The 20,627-nt window shown below is 74.8% G+C and carries 15 protein-coding genes; 11 read left to right on the top strand and 4 right to left on the bottom strand.

The features are described 5' to 3' along the window. Nucleotides 1-267: 267 nt before the first annotated feature. From ACIOC1_RS34875 to ACIOC1_RS34860, 4 genes are all read left to right on the top strand, one after another. Nucleotides 268-1,695 carry a HEAT repeat domain-containing protein gene (locus tag ACIOC1_RS34875; protein ID WP_401858548.1) on the top strand — a complete coding sequence of 476 codons (1,428 nt, stop codon included), beginning with the start codon at nucleotides 268-270 and terminating at the stop codon, nucleotides 1,693-1,695. 191 nt (nucleotides 1,696-1,886) lie between these two features. Continuing rightward, nucleotides 1,887-3,008, top strand: coding sequence for a glycosyltransferase (locus tag ACIOC1_RS34870; protein WP_391050103.1), 1,122 nt, complete (start codon nucleotides 1,887-1,889; stop codon nucleotides 3,006-3,008). Then, nucleotides 3,005-4,420, top strand: coding sequence for a glycosyltransferase (locus ACIOC1_RS34865; RefSeq protein ID WP_401858544.1), 1,416 nt, complete (start codon nucleotides 3,005-3,007; stop codon nucleotides 4,418-4,420). The genes ACIOC1_RS34870 and ACIOC1_RS34865 overlap by 4 nt, the downstream gene beginning before the upstream one ends. Next, the gene (locus ACIOC1_RS34860; protein ID WP_391050100.1) at nucleotides 4,417-5,406 is read left to right on the top strand and encodes a GDSL-type esterase/lipase family protein; all 990 of its coding nucleotides are present in this window, start codon (nucleotides 4,417-4,419) and stop codon (nucleotides 5,404-5,406) included. The genes ACIOC1_RS34865 and ACIOC1_RS34860 overlap by 4 nt, the downstream gene beginning before the upstream one ends. Here the strand turns inward: ACIOC1_RS34860 and ACIOC1_RS34855 are convergent. Genes ACIOC1_RS34855 through ACIOC1_RS34845 form a run of 3 tightly spaced genes read right to left on the bottom strand, consistent with a single transcriptional unit; the run spans nucleotide 5,307 to nucleotide 7,728 of the window. Continuing rightward, nucleotides 5,307-6,239 carry a biotin-dependent carboxyltransferase family protein gene (locus ACIOC1_RS34855; RefSeq protein WP_401858541.1) on the bottom strand — a complete coding sequence of 311 codons (933 nt, stop codon included), beginning with the start codon at nucleotides 6,237-6,239 and terminating at the stop codon, nucleotides 5,307-5,309. The two genes, ACIOC1_RS34860 and ACIOC1_RS34855, sit on opposite strands and share 100 nt — an antisense overlap. Continuing rightward, nucleotides 6,236-6,847, bottom strand: coding sequence for an allophanate hydrolase subunit 1 (locus ACIOC1_RS34850; protein WP_401858538.1), 612 nt, complete (start codon nucleotides 6,845-6,847; stop codon nucleotides 6,236-6,238). Before ACIOC1_RS34850 ends, ACIOC1_RS34855 begins: the two co-directional genes overlap by 4 nt. Before the next feature lie 47 nt (nucleotides 6,848-6,894). Then, on the bottom strand, nucleotides 6,895-7,728 hold the full coding sequence (locus ACIOC1_RS34845; protein ID WP_401724777.1) for a LamB/YcsF family protein: 834 nt from the start codon (nucleotides 7,726-7,728) through the stop codon (nucleotides 6,895-6,897). Nucleotides 7,729-7,935: 207 nt separating this feature from the next. On the opposite strand from ACIOC1_RS34845, the gene ACIOC1_RS34840 reads away from it, so the two are divergent. From ACIOC1_RS34840 to ACIOC1_RS34830, 3 genes are all read left to right on the top strand, one after another. Next, nucleotides 7,936-9,447 carry a hypothetical protein gene (locus ACIOC1_RS34840; RefSeq protein ID WP_401858535.1) on the top strand — a complete coding sequence of 504 codons (1,512 nt, stop codon included), beginning with the start codon at nucleotides 7,936-7,938 and terminating at the stop codon, nucleotides 9,445-9,447. 109 nt (nucleotides 9,448-9,556) lie between these two features. After that, a complete protein-coding gene (locus ACIOC1_RS34835) occupies nucleotides 9,557-10,471 on the top strand; it encodes a hypothetical protein (protein WP_355344044.1) in 915 nt (304 codons plus the stop codon). Between the two features lie 135 nt (nucleotides 10,472-10,606). Beyond that, nucleotides 10,607-15,559 (top strand): hypothetical protein, encoded by a 4,953-nt coding sequence (locus tag ACIOC1_RS34830; RefSeq protein ID WP_401858532.1) that lies wholly within the window; start codon nucleotides 10,607-10,609, stop codon nucleotides 15,557-15,559. Between the two features lie 120 nt (nucleotides 15,560-15,679). Here the strand turns inward: ACIOC1_RS34830 and ACIOC1_RS34825 are convergent, their stop codons facing one another. Further along, nucleotides 15,680-16,087, bottom strand: coding sequence for a hypothetical protein (locus tag ACIOC1_RS34825; protein WP_401858529.1), 408 nt, complete (start codon nucleotides 16,085-16,087; stop codon nucleotides 15,680-15,682). A gap of 166 nt (nucleotides 16,088-16,253) precedes the next feature. Here ACIOC1_RS34825 and ACIOC1_RS34820 point away from each other — a divergent pair, with 166 nt between their 5' ends. The 4 genes from ACIOC1_RS34820 to ACIOC1_RS34805 all read left to right on the top strand — a co-directional run bounded on the left by ACIOC1_RS34820 (nucleotide 16,254) and on the right by ACIOC1_RS34805 (nucleotide 20,531). Further along, on the top strand, nucleotides 16,254-18,941 hold the full coding sequence (locus ACIOC1_RS34820) for a nitrate- and nitrite sensing domain-containing protein (RefSeq protein ID WP_401313909.1): 2,688 nt from the start codon (nucleotides 16,254-16,256) through the stop codon (nucleotides 18,939-18,941). After that, nucleotides 18,938-19,360, top strand: a complete 423-nt coding sequence (locus tag ACIOC1_RS34815) for a roadblock/LC7 domain-containing protein (RefSeq protein WP_188286155.1) — start codon at nucleotides 18,938-18,940, stop codon at nucleotides 19,358-19,360. The genes ACIOC1_RS34820 and ACIOC1_RS34815 overlap by 4 nt, the downstream gene beginning before the upstream one ends. Nucleotides 19,361-19,392: 32 nt before the next feature. After that, nucleotides 19,393-19,788, top strand: a complete 396-nt coding sequence (locus tag ACIOC1_RS34810) for a DUF742 domain-containing protein (RefSeq protein ID WP_355344056.1) — start codon at nucleotides 19,393-19,395, stop codon at nucleotides 19,786-19,788. 131 nt (nucleotides 19,789-19,919) lie between these two features. Beyond that, nucleotides 19,920-20,531, top strand: coding sequence for an ATP/GTP-binding protein (locus tag ACIOC1_RS34805; protein ID WP_355344059.1), 612 nt, complete (start codon nucleotides 19,920-19,922; stop codon nucleotides 20,529-20,531). Nucleotides 20,532-20,627 lie beyond the last annotated feature (96 nt).

Here is a 20,627-nt window from a genome sequence, read left to right as displayed (position 1 = left end):
GTGGTGCTTCTGGCATATGCCACCAGCCCAGCGGCATAACGCCACCCTCCGCGCCACCCCACCGGCCGTTCCCGCGCCACCCGTTCGACACCCGCCCGCCGCCCGGAAGCGACACGGCACACCCCGAGTCGGTAGGCTTCCGCCGCCCGTCCCCACGGAATCCTCCGTTCCCGTCAGGCATGAAACCGACGACGGCCGGTAAGGATGCCGGGCACCGGTAGCGGAAATCCCGTTGCCATGGAACCCCCCGCACCGGATGCTGACCTCATGTTCGACCCAGACATAGCGCCCAGTGGATCCCTTCTCGGCCTCCTCCAGCGAGGACGCGGAGACGGGCCCCTGCATGCCCTGGCGGCGCCGCGGACGGAAGCCCTCGCCGCTTTGGAGCAGTGCGTGCTGCGCGATCCCCGGCTCGACTGGCGGGTCGAGTCGCGCTCCTTGTATTACGCGCGCCTCTACTCGGACCTGGAGAGCCCGCTCGACGGGATCGAACACCACCTCTTCCACCCGGACGACCTGGTCGCCCCGGACGAGCACCGCTGCGGCCTCGCCCTGTCCGTCCTCGGACACCTTGCCGGATACGGCCGCCGCGACGCGCTGCACCTGCTGCGGCGGTACGCGGCCACCGGCGGCTGCTGGGAATGGGCGCTCGACGAGCTGGCGGTCCGCGACGACGAGGCGGGACTGCGCGCGCTGGGCCCCGCCGTCGTCGCCCGCTTCCCGCACACCCCCGAAGGCGACGCGGAACTGGCCCGCGCCGTCCGCGAAGCCTACGAACCCCGCCCGTGGCAGCTCTGGGCCGAGGACGCCTCGCAACCGGCCACCGCGACCCGCGTGGCCAAGGCCGCGGAACAGGTCTCGTTCGACCGCTGGCAGCGCCAGATGCGCTCCGCGGGCCCGACCCCCGGCTGGAGCGTCACCGCCGTCCTCGAATGGGCGCAGCAGGGACTGACCCGCCACCCCCAGGTCGAACGCGACCAGCCCGCCGCCCGCTGCCTGGCCGCCGTCGCGGGCCCCGAGGACCACGCGGAACTGCTGGAAGCGGCCCTGCACGGCCCCTCAGCCGCCCGCGCCGCCGCGCTGCGCCACCTCACCGACCGCTGCGACCCCCGGCGCCTGGACCTGATCGAGACGGCCGCGGTCTCCACCGACGACCTCGTCGTACGCGCCGCCCTCGAATCCCTGGAACGGCTCAGGGACGACGACGCGATGGCCCGCGCCCGTGTCTGGGCCGCCCGCACCGACCCGCTCGGCTCCGCCGCCGCCCGGCTGCTCGCCCGCCACGGCGGACCGCAGGACGCCGAGCACGTGCTGGGCGCGCTGCGCAGGACCGTACAGACCGGCGGCGCGGACGCCGAAGGGCTCGACGCGCTCGTCGAGGGAGTCGGCCGGCTCTCCGCCTGCCTGGCCGCGCCCGTCCTGCGGCACATCTACCGGGAGACGTCGTCCTCCCAGCTCCGCGGCACCGCCGCGGTCGCGCTCGCCGTCACCGACCCCGGTTTCGCCGCCGGTTTCGCCGTCGAGTGCCTGTGGGACTGCGAGGAGAGCACCCGCGAGCTGGCCGCGCACCGCGCGACGTCCGGTGACGTGAGGGTCCTGGCGCAGCTGCGCAGACTGGCCGCGGACCCCGCGGAAGAGGCCGAAGTGCAGACCGCCGTACGCGGCCGGCTCAGTTCCGGCGGTACGTCCAGGTAGGCGGCCGGCCCGCGGGCGGACCACGGAGAACCCGGCGCGGGCTCTAGGGCGTGTCCGGCGGATCACGAACGGCCCCTTCGGCACCCGGACCGCCCATGATCCGCGGGGCGGGCCCTAACGCTCATGGGGCGTTCCACTTCGGGAAAGATCCACGTGGCCCTGACAACGCTCAATGCGGCGACAACCACGGTATGCGTGTCGCCATCGTCACAGAGTCCTTCCCACCCGACGTCAACGGAGTGGCCCACTGCGCCCTGCGCACGGCCGAACACCTCGCCCGGCGCGGCCACGAACCGCTCGTGGTCGCGCCCGCGGGCCCGGCCGACCAGGACCCCGGTCCCGACCCCTGTCCCGTCATCCGCGTCCCCTCCCTCCCCCTGCCCGGCTACCCGCAGGTGCGGGTCGCGCTGCCGGGCCGCCGTACCGCCGCCGCCATCGCCGCGCACCGGACGGAGCTGGTCCACCTGGCCAGTCCCTTCGTGCTCGGCGCGCGCGGCCTGGCCGCCGCCACTCGGTTGCGTATCCCCGCCGTCGCCGTCTACCAGACCGACCTCGCCGGATACGCCAGGACGTATCTGAACGCGGGCGAGTCCGCCGCCTGGCGCCGGATCCGCGCGGTGCACTCCGCCGCTGCCCGCACCCTGGCCCCCTCCTCCGCGTCCGTCAGCGCGCTGGCGGAACAGGGCGTGCCGCGCGTCCACTTGTGGCCGCGCGGCGTCGACTCCGACCGCTTCCACCCCGCGCGCCGCGACGGGGCGCTGCGCCGCGAACTGGCCCCGAACGGCGAGCTGATCGTCGGATACGTCGGCAGGCTCGCGCCGGAGAAGCACGTCGAACTGCTCGCCGGACTCTGCGAACTGCCCGGTGTGCGCGTGGTCGTCGTCGGCGACGGCCCCAGCGCGCCGAGCCTGCGCACCGCCCTGCCGGGCACGGTCTTCATGGGCCGCAGGACCGGCACCGAACTCGCCCGCATCCACGCCTCCTTCGACGTCTTCTGCCACACAGGGCCGTTCGAGACCTTCTGCCAGACCGTGCAGGAGGCGATGGCCAGTGGAGTCCCCGTCGTCGCCCCGGCGGCCGGCGGCCCCCTCGACCTCGTCCAGCACGGCCGCACCGGCCTGCTGGTGCCGCCGCTCGACCCGGCGGCCGTCCGCTCGGCCGTCCAGTTCCTGCTCGGCGACGACGGGCTGCGCGAGCGCTACGGGAGCGCGGCTCGCACAGCGGTCGCCGACCGTACGTGGGAGGCCGTCGGCGACCAACTCCTCGGCCACTACGACCAGGTGCTCGGCGAGCGCGAGGCGGCAGCGGCATGACCACCGACATGAGCGGCGGCGTCAACGGCGACGGTATGAGCGGTGCGGGCGACCGCATGACCACCGGTACGCGAACGGCCGGTACGGCGAGCGGCGCGCGAACCGGCGCCGTCACGGACTTCGGCACCGACCCCACCGACGGCAGGGACGACGTCATGTACGGCCAGGACGACCTCGCGTCACCCGACGGCGGCGCCCGCACCGCCCCGCACCCCCTCGACCGCGACCCCGAGTCGGCCCTGCGCATCGTGCGGCTCGCCAACTTCGTCACGCCCGTCTCCGGCGGCCTGCGCACCGCGCTGCGCCACCTCGGCGAGGGCTACGCGGCGGCGGGCCACGAACCCGTGCTGATCGTCCCCGGCGCCACCGCCTCCGACGAACTCACGCCGCAGGGGCGGGTGATCACCCTGCCGGGCCCTGAGATCCCCGGCACCGGCGGCTACCGCGTACTGGCCCGCCGCGCCCCCGTGGAGGCCGTACTCGCCTCGCTCGCCCCCGACCGGATCGAGGTCTCCGACCGCACCACCCTGCGCTGGACGGGGGAGTGGGCCAGGCGGCACCGCGTCCCCTCCCTGATGGTGTCCCACGAGAGCGCCGACGGTGTGCTCGGCACCTGGGGCCTGCCCTCGGGACCCGCCCGCCGCGCCGCCGACGCCCTCAACCGCCGTACCGCGCTGGCCTACACACGTGTGGTGTGCACCACGGCCTGGGCCGCCGCCGAATTCGAGCGGATCGGCGCCCGCAACGTCGTACGCGCCCCGCTCGGCGTCGACCTCGAAGGCTGCCACCCCGGTGCCCGGAACCCGCGGCTGCGCGAGACGCACGGGCACGGCGCCGCCGTGCTGCTGGTGCTCTGCTCGCGGCTCTCGCCCGAGAAGCGGCCGGGCATGGCGCTGGAGACCCTGGCCCACCTGCGCGGCTCCGGCGTCGACGCGGCGCTGGTGGTCGCGGGCGAGGGACCCCTGCGGCCCCGGCTCACCGCCCAGGCCAGGGCCGCCCGGCTGCCGGTCACCTTCCTCGGCCACGTGCCGCGGCGCGCCGACCTCGCCGCGCTGCTCGCCACCGCCGACGTGGCACTGGCACCGGGACCCGTCGAGACCTTCGGTCTGGCCGCCCTCGAAGCCCTCGCGTGCGGCACTCCCGTGGTGGCCAGCTCCCGCTCCGCGCTGCCCACCCTCATCGGACCGGCGGGCGGCTGCGCCGACACACCCGCCGAGTACGCCGCCGCCGTACAGCGAATCCTGGCCGCGCCCGAGGAGGGGCGCCGCGCCATGGCCCGCACCCGCGCCGAGCTGTACACCTGGCCCGCCGCCGTCAACGCCTTCCTCACCGCGCACCGGGCCGCCGTCGGCGCCGCCGCACCGTCCGCGCGCCGCCGGACCGCACCGGAGTCCGACGGGGTCAGGCCGTGACCGGCGCCGTGCGCTTCGCCGTACTCGGCGACTCGCTCAGCGAAGGCGTCGGCGACCCGCTGCCCGACGGCGGGTGGCGCGGCTGGGCGGCGCTGCTCGCCGACGGGCTCGCGGCGGCCCCGTACGACACCCGGACGCTCAACCTCGCCCGGAGCGGGGCCCGTTCGGGCGACGTGGCGGGTCCGCAGCTCGAAGCGGCGCTGCGGCACCGGCCGGACCTCGCGTCCGTGCTGGTCGGCGGCAACGACACGCTGCGCGGCGGCTTCGACATCCAGGCGGTGGCCGCCGAACTGCACGTCGTGATGGGCGCGTTGCGCGCCGAGGGCTGCGACGTGCTCACCGCGTGCCTGCCGGACCCCGGAACCGTGCTCGGGCTGCCGTGGCCGCTGGCCCGGCCGCTGGGCCGCAGGATGCGCGCGCTCAACGACACCGTGCACGCCCTGTCCGCGCACCACGGCGCGCACCACCTCCACGCCGCCGAGCGCCACTGGGCGACCATGCCGGGAGCGCTGAGCGCCGACCGGCTGCACCCCAGCGAGACCGGACACCGGCTGCTCGCCCGCGACTTCCACGCCCTGCTCACCGCCGCGGGCCTCGCCCAGGGGCCCGCGCCCCGCCCCGAGCCGGACGGCGCGCCGCCCGGCCGACGGGCCGCCGCGTGGTGGATGGCCACCCGCGGCACCCGGTGGATCGCCGACCGCTGCACCGACCTGCTGCCCGACCTGATCCGGCTGGCGGGCACCGAACTGCGCCACCACCGGCAGGGCGGCACAGCGGTGTTGGAGGAGGACGCGCGGCGCGCCACGGTCGCGGCGCTCGCCGCGCTCAAGGTCCCGCCGGGCCCGGCGGCGCGGCCGTATACCCCGCCGCGCCCACCGGCGCCGGGTCAGCGCGTGCTGAGCGGCACGAAGCGGACCGGCGTCCCCGGCGGTGACTGGGCGGCGGCCGGCAGCGAACCCTCGGGGACCACGCCGATGACCGGATAGCCGCCGGTGGTCGGATGGTCGGCGAGAAAGACCACAGGACAGCCGTCCGGAGGCACCTGCACAGCGCCGAGCACCATGCCCTCACTGGGCAGTTCACCGCCGCGGGCCCGGCGCAGCGCCGGGCCCCGCGTGCGCAGCCCGATCCGGTTGGACGCGGGTGAGACGGTGTAACCGCCGCCGAACAACGTACGGAAGGCGTCCGGCGCGAACCAGTCGTCACGCGGCCCGCGCGCCAACGGAAGGACCAACTCGGCTCCGGGACCGGGCAGTGCCACCACATCGCCCTCGCCGAAGAGGCTGACGAAGTCTCCGTCAGAGCTCACGTCGGAGCCCCCGATGACGTCCCCGGACCGGCCGCCGACAGGCAGCACGTCACCCCTCGCGAGCGGCGCGGGGCCGAGCCCCGACAGCAGGTCCGTCGACCTGCTGCCCAGCACCGGCCGTACGGCCACACCGCCGGACACCGCCAGATAGCTGCGCAGCCCCTGCTCCGCCCGCCCCACGTCGAGCTCCGCCCCGCCCGGCACCCGTACGAGCGCGCCCCACGCCGCGGGACGCCCGTCGACCCGTACCGCGCACGGCGCGCCTGTCACCGCCACCAGCACCGCGTGCGAGGCCCGCAGCGCGCAGCCGTCGACCGTCGTCTCCAGACCGGCGGCCTCCGCCGGATTGCCGACCAGCCGGTTCGCCGCCCGCAGCGCCGGACCGTCCAGCGCGCCGGACCGCGGCACCCCCAGATGCGCGTGGCCCGGCCGCCCGAGGTCCTGCACGGTGGTGAGCGCCCCCGCCCGTACGACGGCCAACTCGGCGTGCCCTGCCGCCGTTTCCCTCACCCCCGCACCTCCGTGAACCGCACCTCGGTGCCGGGGCTCAGCAGCGCCGCGGGCGCCCGCTCGGGGTCCCAGAGCACGGCGTCCGTCGTGCCGACCAGTTGCCAACCGCCGGGCGAGGAGCGCGGATACACCCCCGCGTACGGTCCGGCCAGCGCGACGGAGCCGGGCGGTACGGCGGTACGGGGCTCGGCCCGGCGCGGTACGCGCAGGTGCTCGGGCAGTCCGGTCAGATAGCCGAAGCCGGGCGCGAAGCCGCAGAAGGCCACACGGAAGGGCGTCGAGGTCACAGTCCCTGCCACCTCCTCGGGGGAGACCCGCCACAGCCCGGCCACCTCCGCGAGGTCGGGCCCGTCGAAGCGCACCGCGATCTCCACGGCCGCGCCCCTCCCGCGCGGCACCGCGGGCACGTCCCACGCGGCCACCTCGGCGGCGAAGGCCCGCGGATCGGCGAGCCCGCACACCAGCACGGTACGGGCGGCGGGCACGATCTCCGTCACCCCGGCCAGTTCCCCGGCCGCCCGCCTGCGCAGCAACTCGGCGTGCAGCGCCTCCGTCTCCTCGCCGGTCGCGGACTCCACCAGTACGGCGTCCGCCCCGGCGCGCAGCACCCGTGGCCCCGTGCCCGCCCCGGAACCCGGCCCGGAACCCGCCCGGCTCACGCGAAGGCCGCGATCCGCAGACCCGACGCCTCCAGCGACTCCCGGACGCGGGCCGCCAGCCGGGCCGCGCCCGGTGTGTCGCCGTGCACGCACAAGGACCGCGCCGCGACCGGCACCCTCTCGCCGGTGATCGCCGTCACCCGCCCGTCGCGGGCGATGCCCACCGAGCGGGCCACCACCTCGTCCTCCGACTCCAGGACCGCGCCCGGCTCGCGGCGCGGGACCAGCGTGCCGCCCGAGGTGTAGGCGCGGTCGGCGAACGCCTCGTGGACCGTGGGCAGCCCTTCGCGGGCCGCCGCGAGCAGCAACTGCGAGCCGGGCAGGCCGAGTACGGGCAGTTCCCCCGCGAGCCGCACGCCCGCGACGACGGCCACCGCCTGCTCGGCGTCGTGCACCGCCCGGTTGTAGAGGGCGCCGTGCGGCTTGACGTACGCCACCGTGGTGCCCGCCGCGCGGGCGAAGACCTCCAACGCGCCGATCTGATAGGCGACTTCGGCGGCCAGTTCCTCCGGAGGCACGTCCATCGAGCGCCGGCCGAAACCGGCGAGGTCGCGGTAGGAGACCTGCGCGCCGATCCGTACGCCCCGCTCCGCCGCCAGTTCGCACACCCGCCACATCGTCGACGGGTCGCCCGCGTGGAAGCCGCACGCGACATTCGCGCTGGTGACGACGGACAGCAGCGCCTCGTCGTCGGTCAGCCGCCAGCGGCCGAAGCCCTCGCCGAGGTCGGCGTTGAGATCGATGACCGCGCCGGGGTCGGCGTCCGGTGCCGCGCCGGGAGGTGTCCGAGGAGCCGTGCCGGGTGCCGCCCCGGTGACCGCGTCCGCCATGATGATCAGCCCGTCCTCGTATCCTCGTATCCGCCTACGAACGGCGCCGAAGGTGCTCCGCGCGCCGCCCGCGAGTCTTCCGTGCCCGTGCCGTACCTGTCGCGGGACCGATCATGGCACTCCCGCGGGCCGACGCGCCGGGTGCCCGCCCCGTGGCGATCCGTGCCGTTTCGTTCGTTGTCGGTGCCACCGCCTAATGTGTGGGGCGTGACCACCACGATCCCGTACTCGCTGCCGGGCGCCGCCCGGCCCGCCCCGGGCCCGGCCGCCGACGAGGGCCTGGCCCGCAGGCTCAAGGCGCTCGCCTGCACGGCGCCGCTGCACGACCTCGACACCCGCAAGGCCAACCTCGCGGGCGAGTACTCGGTGTACGCGATGGCGGAGATCGCGCTGGCCGCGATCGACCTGGTCACGCTCAACATGGACTTCGACACCGGCGCGGACCACGACCAGATAGTGGCCAGACTCCTGCCCCGCGTCGCCGCGCAGGCCCCCGTCCGCGGCCAGGCCGAGCACGAGCGTGTCGCCCGCTGGGTGCTGGAGAATCTGATCAACGTCGGCAGCGCCGACCGCGGATTCCGCGCCGTCTACGGCACGTTCGGCGCCGACGGCGGATATGTGCGGCGGGACTACGACTTCAAGCTGATCGAGGAAGTGCCGGGCCCCGGCGGCAGCGTCTACCTGCGCACCACCGACGAGGCGGTCAACGTCCTGGTCGGCGCGCTCGACACCGACGTCACCAGCGCGCAGATCGCCGCCGAGGTCAAGCTGGAGGTGCTGATCAGCCGCGGCAGGCTCGCCGACGCCCAACTCGCCGCGGAACAGGCCAGGTACCGCACCGTGCAGTACGCGGAGACGCTGCGCCGCACCCTGGAGGCCACCCGGCGCAACGTCCGGGCGGTCGACTGGCTGCGGACCGTCCCCGACATGATCGCCGAGGCCCTCGACCACGTCGCCGACCGCTACCGGCACGAGAACGCGATCCTCACCAACATCCGCAAGGCGCGCGACGAGGCGGAGGAGCCGGAGCACAAGCGCCGCGCCGCCGAACTGGTCGACATCGTCAAGGACTGCATCCGGCGCCACACCCAGCTCCAGTCCAGGCTGCTGGAGGCCGGACCGCTGTTCCGCGCCGAGCAGGACCGGCAGGCCTTCGCCGCGCCCCCCGCGCGCGCCGGACTCGACCTGTACGGGCAGCTCGTCGCGCCCCTGCTGCCGATCCCGGTCGAGCGCGCGTCACGGGTCACCGACGCGTTCTTCGCCCGCGGCGCGGGCCTGCGCACCCCGCCCGCCGTACGCGTCACCGACCTGGTCGAACTGCTGCTCACCCCGCCGCTGGAGCGGGAGCACCTGGGCGCGGAGATGCCGGAGCCCGACCTGGTCGCCACCCCGGACGACAGCCGGTTCAGCGAGGAACAGCTCGAATCCGCGCTCGATCTGCTCGACCTGCCGCACGACGCGCCGCGCCGCCTGTCGGGGCTCCTGGCCGACGCCCGCCGCCGCGACCCCGAACTGCCCTATCTGCTGGCCCTGCTGGCGATCCACGCCGCCTCCCCGCCGGTCGGCACCGCCTACCGCCAGGGCGAACAGCGCCTGCTCTTCGCGGTGGACGACGGCACGCCGCTGGACGACCACGAATTCGGCGGCGCCGACCTCATCGTCGGCACCGCGCGGCTGGACGCGGCGGCGATGACGGCCGCGCGCGCGGAGCCCGCGTGAGGCCCGGCACGGCGCCCGCCCGCCGTTTCCGGCCCGGCGGCGGGCGACCACGTACGGCGGACGCGGCGGTGCCGACCGGCGTCATCGCCTGGACCGAGGAGAGCGAGAAGTGAGCGAGTACCGGGAGACGGCGGCGGACACGCCCGAGGCCGCGGCGTACGAGGCCGGGAGCACCGGACCGGCGCGCACCGGGGGAGTGACGCCCGGCGACGCGGCGGACGCCGCCCGCCTCGTGGGCTTCGGGCTCCAGCCCAAGCTGCTGCCCGCCCGCGACGCGGAGTACGCGGAACTGATCCGCCGCCACCGCGAGGACCCCGCCTTCGCGCGCCTGGCCGACGCGGTCGCGGCCGGACTCGGCCTGATCGTGCTGGAGGTCTCGCCCCGCGCCGGAATGGCCCTGGCGGCGGGCGAGGACTCGGTGTTCGCCGTCCGGATGGGCGACTACGCCCGCCGCGCCGCCTCCGACTCCGGTGACCGCTTCCTGCACGGCCTGGCCCACCTCGCCGCGGCGGCGCTCGCCTTCCCGCGCCCCGAGGACCTCGCCGACGACGGCTACATCGGCCGGATCACCGTCAACGGCATCGACGCCTTCATCCGCCAGGCCTGCCGCCGCCTGGAGGAACAGGCCGACGAGACCGGTGAGAACACCGACCCGGCCAGCGACGCACCGGGACTGGAAGCCGCCTGGCGGGTCTACACCCGGCGCAGCGCGACCGGCGCCACCAAGGACGCCCGCAGGCTGGCAAGTTCCACCACCGGCATCATCGGCAAGGCCGTCGCCTTCCTCGTCGACTCCGGCTTCCTCCAGCGCACCGGGGACGAGTCGGGAGGCACCTACCGCACCACCGCCCGCTACCAGTTGCAGGTCCGCGACATGGCGGGCAGCGCCGCCATGGCCGAACTGCTCGACCTCGGCATCGTCCCGGTCGGCGACGGCAGCGCCAGCCTCGTCCCGGCCGCCGCCGACGACAGCGGCCTCGACCTGGCCGCGGACGCCGGTCTGCCGTTCCACGCCCACACCTGACCGGGGCCCGCCTCCCACCCGCCACCGCCACCGCCTCCCACCCGCCCCGCCTCCCACTCGCCCCCGACCCCCCCCACTCGCCCCCGACCTCCAGTCCACTTCCGACCTGAACCACGAGCCACGAGAGTCCGCCGCATGTACGAGCTTTCCCGACTCCGCCTCTACTCCATCGGGCCCGCGGGCGCGCGCTACGCCGACACCGTCCTGGACCTGCGGGGCGTCGGCGAGCCGGTGCCGCAACCCGCCCCCGCGCAGGGCGAGTTCTTCGCCGACGAGCCCGCAGGACCGCCGCGCCGCCCGGCGCCCGCGGGCGTGCTCTTCCTGGAGAACGGCGGCGGCAAGTCGGTCCTGCTCAAGCTGATCTTCTCGGTGATGCTGCCCGGCCACCGCAACACCCTGGGCGGCGCCAGCTCCGGCGTCCTGCGGAAATTCCTGCTGGCCGAGGACTGCGGCCACGTCGCCCTGGAGTGGCAGCACACCGTGACCGGCGAGCTGGTCGTGGTCGGCAAGGTCAGCGAGTGGCGAGGCCGCCAGGTCTCCACCGACCCGCGGAAATTCGCCGAGGCGTGGTATTCGTTCCGGCCGGGACCCGGCCTCAGCCTGGACTCGCTGCCGGTCGCCGAGGCCGCCAGCGTACGGCCGCCGGTCGAGGGCATGTCCGGCGCGCGCGGCAGGCGCCGCACGATGAAGGGCTTCCGGGACGCGGTCACCGAGGCGGGAAAGGCGTACCCGCACCTGGAAGTGGTGTGGGAGGAGATCCACGACCGGTGGAACGAACACCTCGGCGACCTCGGCCTCGACCCCGAACTCTTCCGCTACCAGCGGGAGATGAACGCCGACGAGGGCGAGGCGGCGGGCCTGTTCGCCGTCAAGAAGGACTCCGACTTCACCGACCTCCTGCTGCGCGCCGTCACCGACACCCGTGACACCGACGGCCTCGCCGACCTCGTGCACGGCTTCGCCAACAAGCTCGGCCGCCGCGCGGAACTCACCGCGGAACGCGACTTCACCGCGGGCTCGCTCGACCTGCTGGAGCGGATCGTCGAGGCCGCCGCCACCCGCGACCAGGCCCGCGGCGTCCACGCCCAGTCCGAACGCCGCACCCGCGCCCTCGCCCGTCGCCTGTCCGCCCGCGCCCAGCAGGAGCGCGGCAGGACCGCCGAACTGGCCGAGCACATGGCGCGCGCCGCGCACAGCGTCACCGACGCCGACCAGGCCCGCGGCGGCAGCGCCCTGATCGCCGCCGAACTTGCCTACCGGCACGCCTCGTTGGCGCTGGCCGCCGCGGACAAGAGCGCCGCGGGACTCCGCCGCGAGCTGGGCGACGCCCGTACGCTGCACGCCGCCTGGCAGGCGGCCGAGACCGTACTGCGGCAGCGCGCCGCGGGCGACCGGCTGACCCGCGTCACCGCCGCGATCCGCGAGGCCGAACGCGACGCGGCCCCGGCGCTGGCCGCCCGCACCCGCGCCGCCGCCGATCTCGTACGCGCCCTGCACGCCGCCGCCGCACGCGCCGAGCAGCAGGCCGACGCCGAGGAGGAGCGGTCCGCCGCGCTCCAGGCGGAGTCCGAGGCCGCGCACCGCGACGCGACCGCCGCCGCCACCGAGGCGCAGCGCGCCCGCAGCGAGAGCGGACACCTCGGACAGCGGCTCGCCGAGGTCGAGCAGGAGACCGCCGAGGCGGTCAGCGCGGGCTGGCTCGACGACACCGCACCCGACGCCGACCCGGCCCGCGCGGCCCTCGCCGCCTCCGACGCGGAACAGACCGCGGCGGCCCTGGCCCGTTCCGCCACCGACACCGCCCACAGCGCCGCCGCCCGCGCCCGCGAGGCCGCCTCCGCCGAGGCCCGCGCCGACCTGGCCGCCGCCCGCGCCGCCGACGCCCTCACCACCGCGGAAGCCGCCAGAACCGCCGCGACCGTGGCGGCCACCGCGCTCGCCGCCGACCCCCGCCTGGCCGCCCTGCTGAGCGTGCCGGGCCCGCGCGACGGCACGGATTCCGCGGCGGGCCAGGACGCCGGACACCCGGTCGGCGCCCGCTCCGGCAGAACCTCCGACGCCTCGGCCGGTGACAGCGCGACCGGGCCGCACGGCGGTACGGGCCGTGACGCCCGGGACGGCTCGGCAGGACGGCACGGCGGTACGGGCTCCGGCGCCGCGGGTACGGCCGCGGGCCGCATCGGCCAGGGCTCGGGAGCCTCCGACCGGGACGGCGCGGGCGCGTCGCCCCTCCGCCCCGCCGCCGCGCGCCCGTCCGCGGACGGTCCCCTCACCGCCGCGGAGCTCGACGGCTTCGCCGAGCCGCTGCGGGAACTGCTGGACAGCGCCGTCGCCTCCGCCGAGCGCAAACTCTTCGAGCTGCGGACCGCGGCGGCCGACGACGCGCGCATCCTCGCCGCGCTCGGCGACGGCGGCCTGCTGCCGCCGGGCCCCGACGTCCTGGCGACCGTCGAATTCCTGGGGGAGCACGGCATTCCGGCGCTGCCCGGCTGGCGCTACCTCGCACAGGCCGTGGACCCGGTGGACCACGCGGTCGTGCTGGCCTCCCGCCCCGAGCTGGTCGACGGCGTCGTGGTCACGGAACCCGGCTCGTACCAGCGGGCCAGGGACGTGCTGGCGCAGGCCGCGCTGCTGCCGCGCTCGACGGTCGCGGTCGGCACCGCGGCGGCGCTGCTCGCGCCGCCGCCCGCGACGGCGGCGGGCAGCGCGGACCAGGACGTGTTCCTGGTCCCGCCGAACCCGGCGATGCACGACGAACTGGCCGCCGACGGCGAACGCCAGGAGCTGCGGGCCCGCGCCACCGCCCGCGAGGAGGACATCAGGACGCTCGCGGCCCGGCTCGCGCACGACCGGACGCTGTCGGCCCGCCTCGCCTCGTGGCGCGCCTCCTGCCCGCCGGACCGCCTCGCCGAGCTGGAGGCGGAGGTCACCGCCGCGCGGCAGAGCGCGGAGCAGGCCCGCGCGGAGCTGGCCGCGCTGCGCGCCGAACGCGCGGAGGCCGAGGCCGCCGCCGCCGAGAGCGCGCGGGACAACGACGCCCGCCGCGCCGCCGCCGAGCAGGCCCGGCGCCGCGCCGACGCGCTCGCCGGTCTCGCCCACCGGCTCCGCGAGCGCGCCAACTGGCAGCGCAGGGCACGGGAGTTGGCCGCCGACGCGGCCGAGGCGGAGACCCGCGCCGAGACCTGCCTGGCGCAGGCCCGCGCCGCGGACGAGGACCGCCGCGCCGCCCAGCGCGCCTCCGACGACGCCCGCCGCACCGCCCGCGTCCTGCGCGCCGAGCGGTCCGAGATCGCCGGAGCCCCCGACGAGAGCGCGCAGGACCGGGCGCAGGCCCCCGCGGCCACCGAGTCGCTGCCCGCGCTCCGCGAGGCGTACCACTCGGCCTCCCAGGTGTACGAGAAGGTCGGTGTCGGCGCCGACCTGCGCGCCGAGCAGGCCCGCGCGGAGAGCACCGAGAACGCGGCCCTGGTCGAACTGGACCGGCTCACCAACAAGGTCCGCAGCCGCGCCGCCCAGTTGCTCGAAGGCCCGGACGGCGCCGACGGCCCCTCACGGCAGGCCGCGGCGGCCCGCGCGGAACAGCTCGTACAGACCCTGGAGTCGCGCGCCTCCACCGCCAGCGAGCAGTTGGGGCGGCTGCGCGGCGAGGCGGAACGGCTCGCGCCCGCGGACGGCGACCGGCACACCGACCTGCCCGACGGACTGCTGCCGCGCGACGCCGAGCACGCGCAGGAGCTGCTGCGCGCCGCCAACGCCGAACTGGCGTCCCGCACCGACGCGTTGGAGCAGGCGAGGGCCGCCCACACCGACATGGTCCACGCCCACCGCGCCGCCGAGGACGCGGCGGGCGGCTTCGACGAGATCGCCGCGATGCTGCGCGACCTGCTGCGGGACAACGCACCGGGGCAGCAGGACGAGGACGAGCCGGAGCCGTACCCCGGCAGCACCGAGGAGGCCCGGCAGGCCGCGGCGGAGGCCCGGCGCGGTCTGCGCGGCTGCGCGGCCGACCTGTCCACCGCGGAGACCCAGCTCCGCGAAGCCTCCGACGTCCTGGTCCGGCACGCCAACGCGGTGCGCTACGAGCAGGTCAGGACGCCCGCGCGCCAGCAGATCAGGGAACTGCCCGCCGCCGCGCTGCCCGAGCACGCCGCCGCCTGGGCGACCGCCTTCGCCCCGCGGCTGCGCGTGCTGACCGACGAGCTCACCCAGCTGGAGCGCAACCGCGACAGCATCGTGGACCGGCTGCGCGGCCTGGTCGAGTCCTCGCTCGCCACCCTGCGCTCGGCGCAGCGCCTGTCACGGCTGCCGGAAGGGCTCGGCGAATGGTCGGGCCAGGAGTTCCTGCGGATCCGCTTCGAGGACCCGGACCAGTCCGTTCTCACCGAACGCCTCGGCGAGGTCATCGACGAGGCCACCAGGGCCGCCGTACGCAAGAATTCGGACCTGCGGCGGGACGGGATGTCCCTGCTGCTGCGCGGCGTCGGGTCCGCGCTCGAACCGCGCGGCATCGCCGTGGAGATCCTCAAACCGGACGCGGTGCTGCGCGCCGAGCGGGTGCCGGTCGGACAGATGGGCGACGTGTTCTCCGGCGGGCAGCTCCTCACCGCCGCCATCGCCCTCTATTGCACGATGGCCGCGCTGCGCAGCAACGACCGGGGCCGGGACAAGCAGCGGCACGCGGGCACCTTGTTCCTCGACAATCCCATCGGTCGCGCCAACGCCACCTATCTCCTGGAATTGCAGCGCGCGGTGGCCGACGCCTTGGGCGTACAGCTCATTTACACCACGGGACTGTTCGACACCACGGCACTCGCCGAATTCCCGCTGGTGGTCAGGCTCCGCAATGACGCGGATCTGCGGGCGGGCCTGAAATACATCAGCGTCGAGGAGCACCTGCGGCCGGGACTTCCGGTCCCCGACCCGCAGGGCGAGCAGGTGCACGGCGAGATCACCGCCACCCGGATGTACCGACGGCCGCCCGAGCCGGAGCGGGACGGGAGAGACGGGGAATCGGACGTGCCCGTTTCCGGGTCCGCGCGCGCCGCCGTGCCCGGACCGGGCAGGGAACTCCAGCCGGACAGAGGCTAGTCCGGACCGCCGCCGGCGGTGGCCGCCGCTGCTACCGGCCGCCGCTGGTAATGACCGCGATCAGCTCCCGGACCGTCGCCCGACCACCAGGTACCGACGGCAGACCGCGAGCGGCCGGAGTCAGACCCCGAGGTGCCGGGGCAGATGGCGCGGTATGTGCACCCGCCGCGTCGGCCTGCCGCGCGCGGCCGACCGCGCCGCACGGTGCCTTCTGCGCCGCTCCCTGCGCAGGGCACGGGCCGCGCTGCTCGGACTGGAGAGCACCCCGTTGCGCTGGTTCCACACCTGTCGCGTCACCCACACGTCCAACACCGCCCACGTGGCGACGACGCTGGTGAAGACGGCGGAGATCAGCGCGGGCGCCGACAGCCAGGAGTGTCCGGCGGCCAGCAGTACGGCCATCACCGCGAGGATCAGCGCGACGGCCACGATCAGCACCGCCCGCACCGCCGCCGCTCGTACCGGATCGGGCATTCGGGGAGTGCCGACCGGGTCCTCGGTCCACACCCGCCCTTGTTCGAAGTCCATACAAGGTGCCTGCCCCGAATCTTCACGATGCATTCCGGGGTACGTATCCGGCCAGACCTGCCCAACCCTACGCACTGGCTTTCGAGTTACCGCATCGGCAGTAGTAGGCTCACGCCGTTTAAACGCGACAGACGATCCCCATACCGGGGAAGACGTTGGGGAGGCCATGCGCTTTCGCGGTACGACGATCCGCCGGAAGATCGTGGCGCTGCTGCTGATCCCACTGGTGTCCCTCACCCTCATCTGGGCCTTCGCCGCCACCATCACCGGGCGCGAGGTGTTCGGACGGCCGGACATCCAGCGAATAGTCGACAATGTCGGCTATCCCGCCGACGACGCGGTTCGGAACCTTCAGCAGGAGCGCAGGGTCGCTCTGGTCTTTCTGGCCAACACCCGTGACTCCGAGGCGCGGATCGCCTACGACAAGCAGGAACACGCCACCGACGCGTCCATCGCCAAGATGCGGACGACCATCGACGCGTCCGGCGTCCGCGACGACCTCAACGCGCGGTCCCGCGACCGCCTCGACGACCTCCTCAACACCGTCGAGGGCCTCACCTCGCTCCGCCAGCGGATCGACAACCAGCGGATCACCCGCGACGACGCCTACCAGGCGTACAACTCGCTGGTCGATCCCACCTTCGACCTCTTCGAGGAGTACCTCCCGCTCAGCGACGTCACGCTGGACAGCCAGCGGCGTGCGGTGATCGGCCTCTACCGGGCGCAGGAGGAGGTCAGCCGCGAGGACGCGCTGATGGCCGCCGCGATCAGCACCGGCCACACCAGCAAGGACGAACTGCGCTCCTTCACCTTCGCGGTCGCCGAGCAGCGCAACTACTACGCGGTCGACCTCAAGACCCTCACCGACGAGGCGCGCGCGCCCTTCGACACGTACTGGCAGAGCGCCAGCGGCAAGGCGCTGCGGGCCGCCGAGAACGCGATCATCGTCGCGGGCGTGGAGGAGGCGCCGGTCGTGGCCGCCCAGAAGGCGTGGCCCGCGACCGCCGCCACCGTGATGACCGACCTCGGCAAGCTCGACGGCGAGGCCATCGCGAAGTTCAGCAAGCAGGCCAGGCCGCTGTCCACCACGCTGGTCGTCGAAGCCGCCGTCATCGGTGTCCTCGGTCTGGTCGCGGTGATCGCCTCGCTGATCGTGTCGGTACGGATCGGCCGCAGCCTGATCCGCGACCTGTCCGGGCTGCGCCGCGAGGCCCAGGAGGTCTCCGGCACCCGGCTGCCCCGCGTCATGCGGCGGCTGGCCGCGGGCGAACAGGTCGACGTCGAGACCGAGGTGCCGCGCCTCCAGTACTCCGACGACGAGATCGGACAGGTCGGCAAGGCGCTCAACACCCTCCAGCGGGCCGCCGTCGAGGCCGCCGTCCGCCAGGCCGACATGCGCAAGGGCGTCTCCGAGGTCTTCGTCAACCTCGCCCGCCGCAGCCAGGTCCTGCTGCACCGCCAGCTCACCTTGCTGGACGCGATGGAGCGCCGCACCGAGAACGCCGAGGAACTGGCCGACCTCTTCCGCCTCGACCACATGACCACCCGCATGCGGCGGCACGCCGAGGGCCTGGTCATCCTCTCCGGTGTCGCCCCCTCCCGGCAGTGGCGCAAGCCCGTCCAGCTCATGGACGTGGTCCGCGCCGCCGTCGCCGAGGTCGAGGACTACGAGCGGATCGAGGTACGGCGTCTGCCCCGGCTGGCCGTCACCGGCTCCGCGGTCGGCGACCTCACCCACCTGCTCGCCGAACTCATCGAGAACGCCGCCGTGTTCTCGCCGCCGCACACCGCGGTACGGCTGCACGGCGAGCCGGTCGCCAACGGCTTCGTGCTGGAGATCGACGACCGCGGCCTCGGCCTGACGCCCGATGCGCTGCTGGAGTCCAACCTCCGGCTGGCCGAGACCCCGGAATTCGAACTGTCGGACACCGACCGGCTCGGCCTGTTCGTGGTCAGCCGCCTCGCGCAGCGCCAGGGCGTCAGGGTCTCGCTGCGGCAGTCCCCGTACGGCGGCACCACCGCCGTCGTCCTCATCCCGGCGAATCTGCTCACCGAGACCGGCGACGACACCGGCGCGACCAAGATCGGCGACCTCACCGAGTCCCGCCCGGCGCGGGTGCCCTCCGACACCGAGCACACCTTCCGGCAGTGGGGCCTGGACGGCATCGGCGGCGAGACGCAGAAGGAGCACGAGGCGCACCCGGCGGACGAACCCGTCGGCGCGCCGGTCGGCGAGGCGGGCGACCCGGAACTCGACGGGCCGCTGCCGTTGCCGCGCCGCCGCCGTACCGCGCCCGTACTGGTCTCCGACCGCGGCCGACCGGTCGGCGGACCCTCCGCGCAGACCTCGCAGGCCGACCGGGGAGCGCTGGAACAGGCCGCGGAGCGGGCCGTGGCGCAGGCGCAGGCCCGCGGCGAGCTGTACCCACAGGGCCAGCCGCAGGCACAGACCCCGGCGCAGGCACCGGCTCCGGCGGAGCCCCAGCCGCTGCCCGCGCGCCGGTCCCCGTCTCGGCCCGCGTCCGAACCCACGCCCGAACCCCCGTCCGGTTCCCAGCCTTTGACGGCCGCGAAGAAGACGACCGCGTCCGGCGCGAGCGGCAGCGCACTGCCCCGCCGGGTCAGGCAGGCCAATCTGGCGCCGCAGTTGAGGGTGGAGACCACCGCCCACGACAGCGGCGGCGCGACCGGCGAGGGCGCCGGCCGCGAGCGGTCGGCGGACGAGGTCCGCGACCGGATGGCGGCACTCCAGCGCGGCTGGCAGCGCGGCCGGGAAGTGACCGAGAACGACGGCACGCAAGACGACCCGTCGGCATCCGCACCGAGAACGACACCTGAGGGGAACGGTCGATGACCGCACCATCGAGCCCGACACGCGAGCTGAGCTGGCTCCTTGACGATCTGGTCTCGCGCGTGGCCAGCATCCGCAAGGCCCTGGTCCTCTCCGGCGACGGCCTGGCCATCGGCGCGTCGGACGGACTGACCCGCGAGGACTCCGAGCACCTCGCCGCCGTCGCATCCGGCTTCCACAGCCTCGCCAAGGGCGTAGGACGGCACTTCGAGGCCGGACGCGTCCGGCAGACCATGGTCGAACTGGACGACGCCTTCCTCTTCGTGACGGCGGCGGGCGACGGAAGCTGCCTGGCCGTACTCAGCGCGGCCGAGTCCGACGTCGGCCAGGTCGCGTACGAGATGGCGCTACTGGTCAAGCGGGTCGGTGCCCACCTGGGCACCGCGGCTCGGAACGACGGCGGCGCGGCACTCAGCGGCTGACCGGATGATCTGACAACGGGGTGACGGGTGTCATGACTTCTGATTCGGACCGGTGGTACGACGACGCGGCAGGACCGGTGGTGCGGCCCTATGCGATGACAAGGGGCCGCACCAGCAACGCCGCTGAGACGAAGATCGACCTGATCGCCCTGGTGATCACGGAGACCGAGGCCGGGGACGACGGAGGCGCGCAGGACGACCACACGCTGTCACCCGAGCACCTCGACATCGTCGAACGCTGTCAGGTCCAGGCCGTCTCCGTCGCGGAGCTGGCCGCCGACCTCGACCTGCCGGTCGGGGTGGTCCGCGTCCTGGTCGGGGACCTGCTGGAGGCGTCGCACGTACAACTCCACCAGCCGGTCCCACCGGCCGAGTTGGTGGACGAGAACATCCTGCGCGAGGTCATCAACGGGCTGCGCGCGCTGTAGTGGATCGTGATCCACTGCGGCGTGCCGGTCATGTTCGAACAGGACTAGGCTCTCCGCAGACGTACGACGAAGCGCAACCGACGTACAGATCGACGTACAACTGACAACGCCGGCAGGGAAGTAGACACAACATGGCTTTCGCGCGATCGGATCGCCGCCGCAAGCCGTCCGCCGACGAGCCGGTGGCACTCAAGCTGCTGGTGGCGGGCGGCTTCGGCGTGGGCAAGACCACGCTGGTGGGCGCGGTCAGCGAGATCAGGCCGCTGCGCACCGAGGAGTCGCTCAGCGAGGCGGGCCGCCCGGTGGACGACATCGAGGGCGTGGAGGGCAAGCGCACCACCACCGTCGCCATGGACTTCGGGCGGATCACGCTCAGGGACAACCTGGTGCTGTATCTGTTCGGCACGCCAGGACAGGACCGGTTCTGGTTCCTGTGGGACGAGTTGGCGCAGGGCGCGCTCGGCGCGGTCGTGCTCGCCGACACCCGCCGCCTGGAGGACTGCTTCGCGGCCGTCGACTACTTCGAGCGGCGCGGCATCCCCTTCACGGTCGCCGTCAACTGCTTCGACGGCGCCGAACTGCACGCGCCGGACATCGTGCGCGACGCCCTCGACCTGGACGCCTCGGTGCCGGTGGTGATGTGCGACGCGCGCGAGCGGGACTCGGCGAAGAACGTCCTGATCACCGTGGTGGAACACGCGGCGCAGATGGCGACGGGGCGCAAGGAGCCCGCCGCCACCTGAGCCCGGCGGCTGCCTGGGGCCGGACGTTTCCGCAGCCCGGCCGCCGCCTGAGCCCGGTTCTTTCGCGAGGCGGCCAACCGGCCGCCGTTCAGAGCC

Source organism: Streptomyces sp. NPDC088197 (assembly GCF_044741185.1).
Taxonomy (GTDB): domain Bacteria; phylum Actinomycetota; class Actinomycetes; order Streptomycetales; family Streptomycetaceae; genus Actinacidiphila.
Note: the sequence above shows the minus strand (reverse complement) of the source record. Positions and strands in the feature narration are given on the sequence as shown.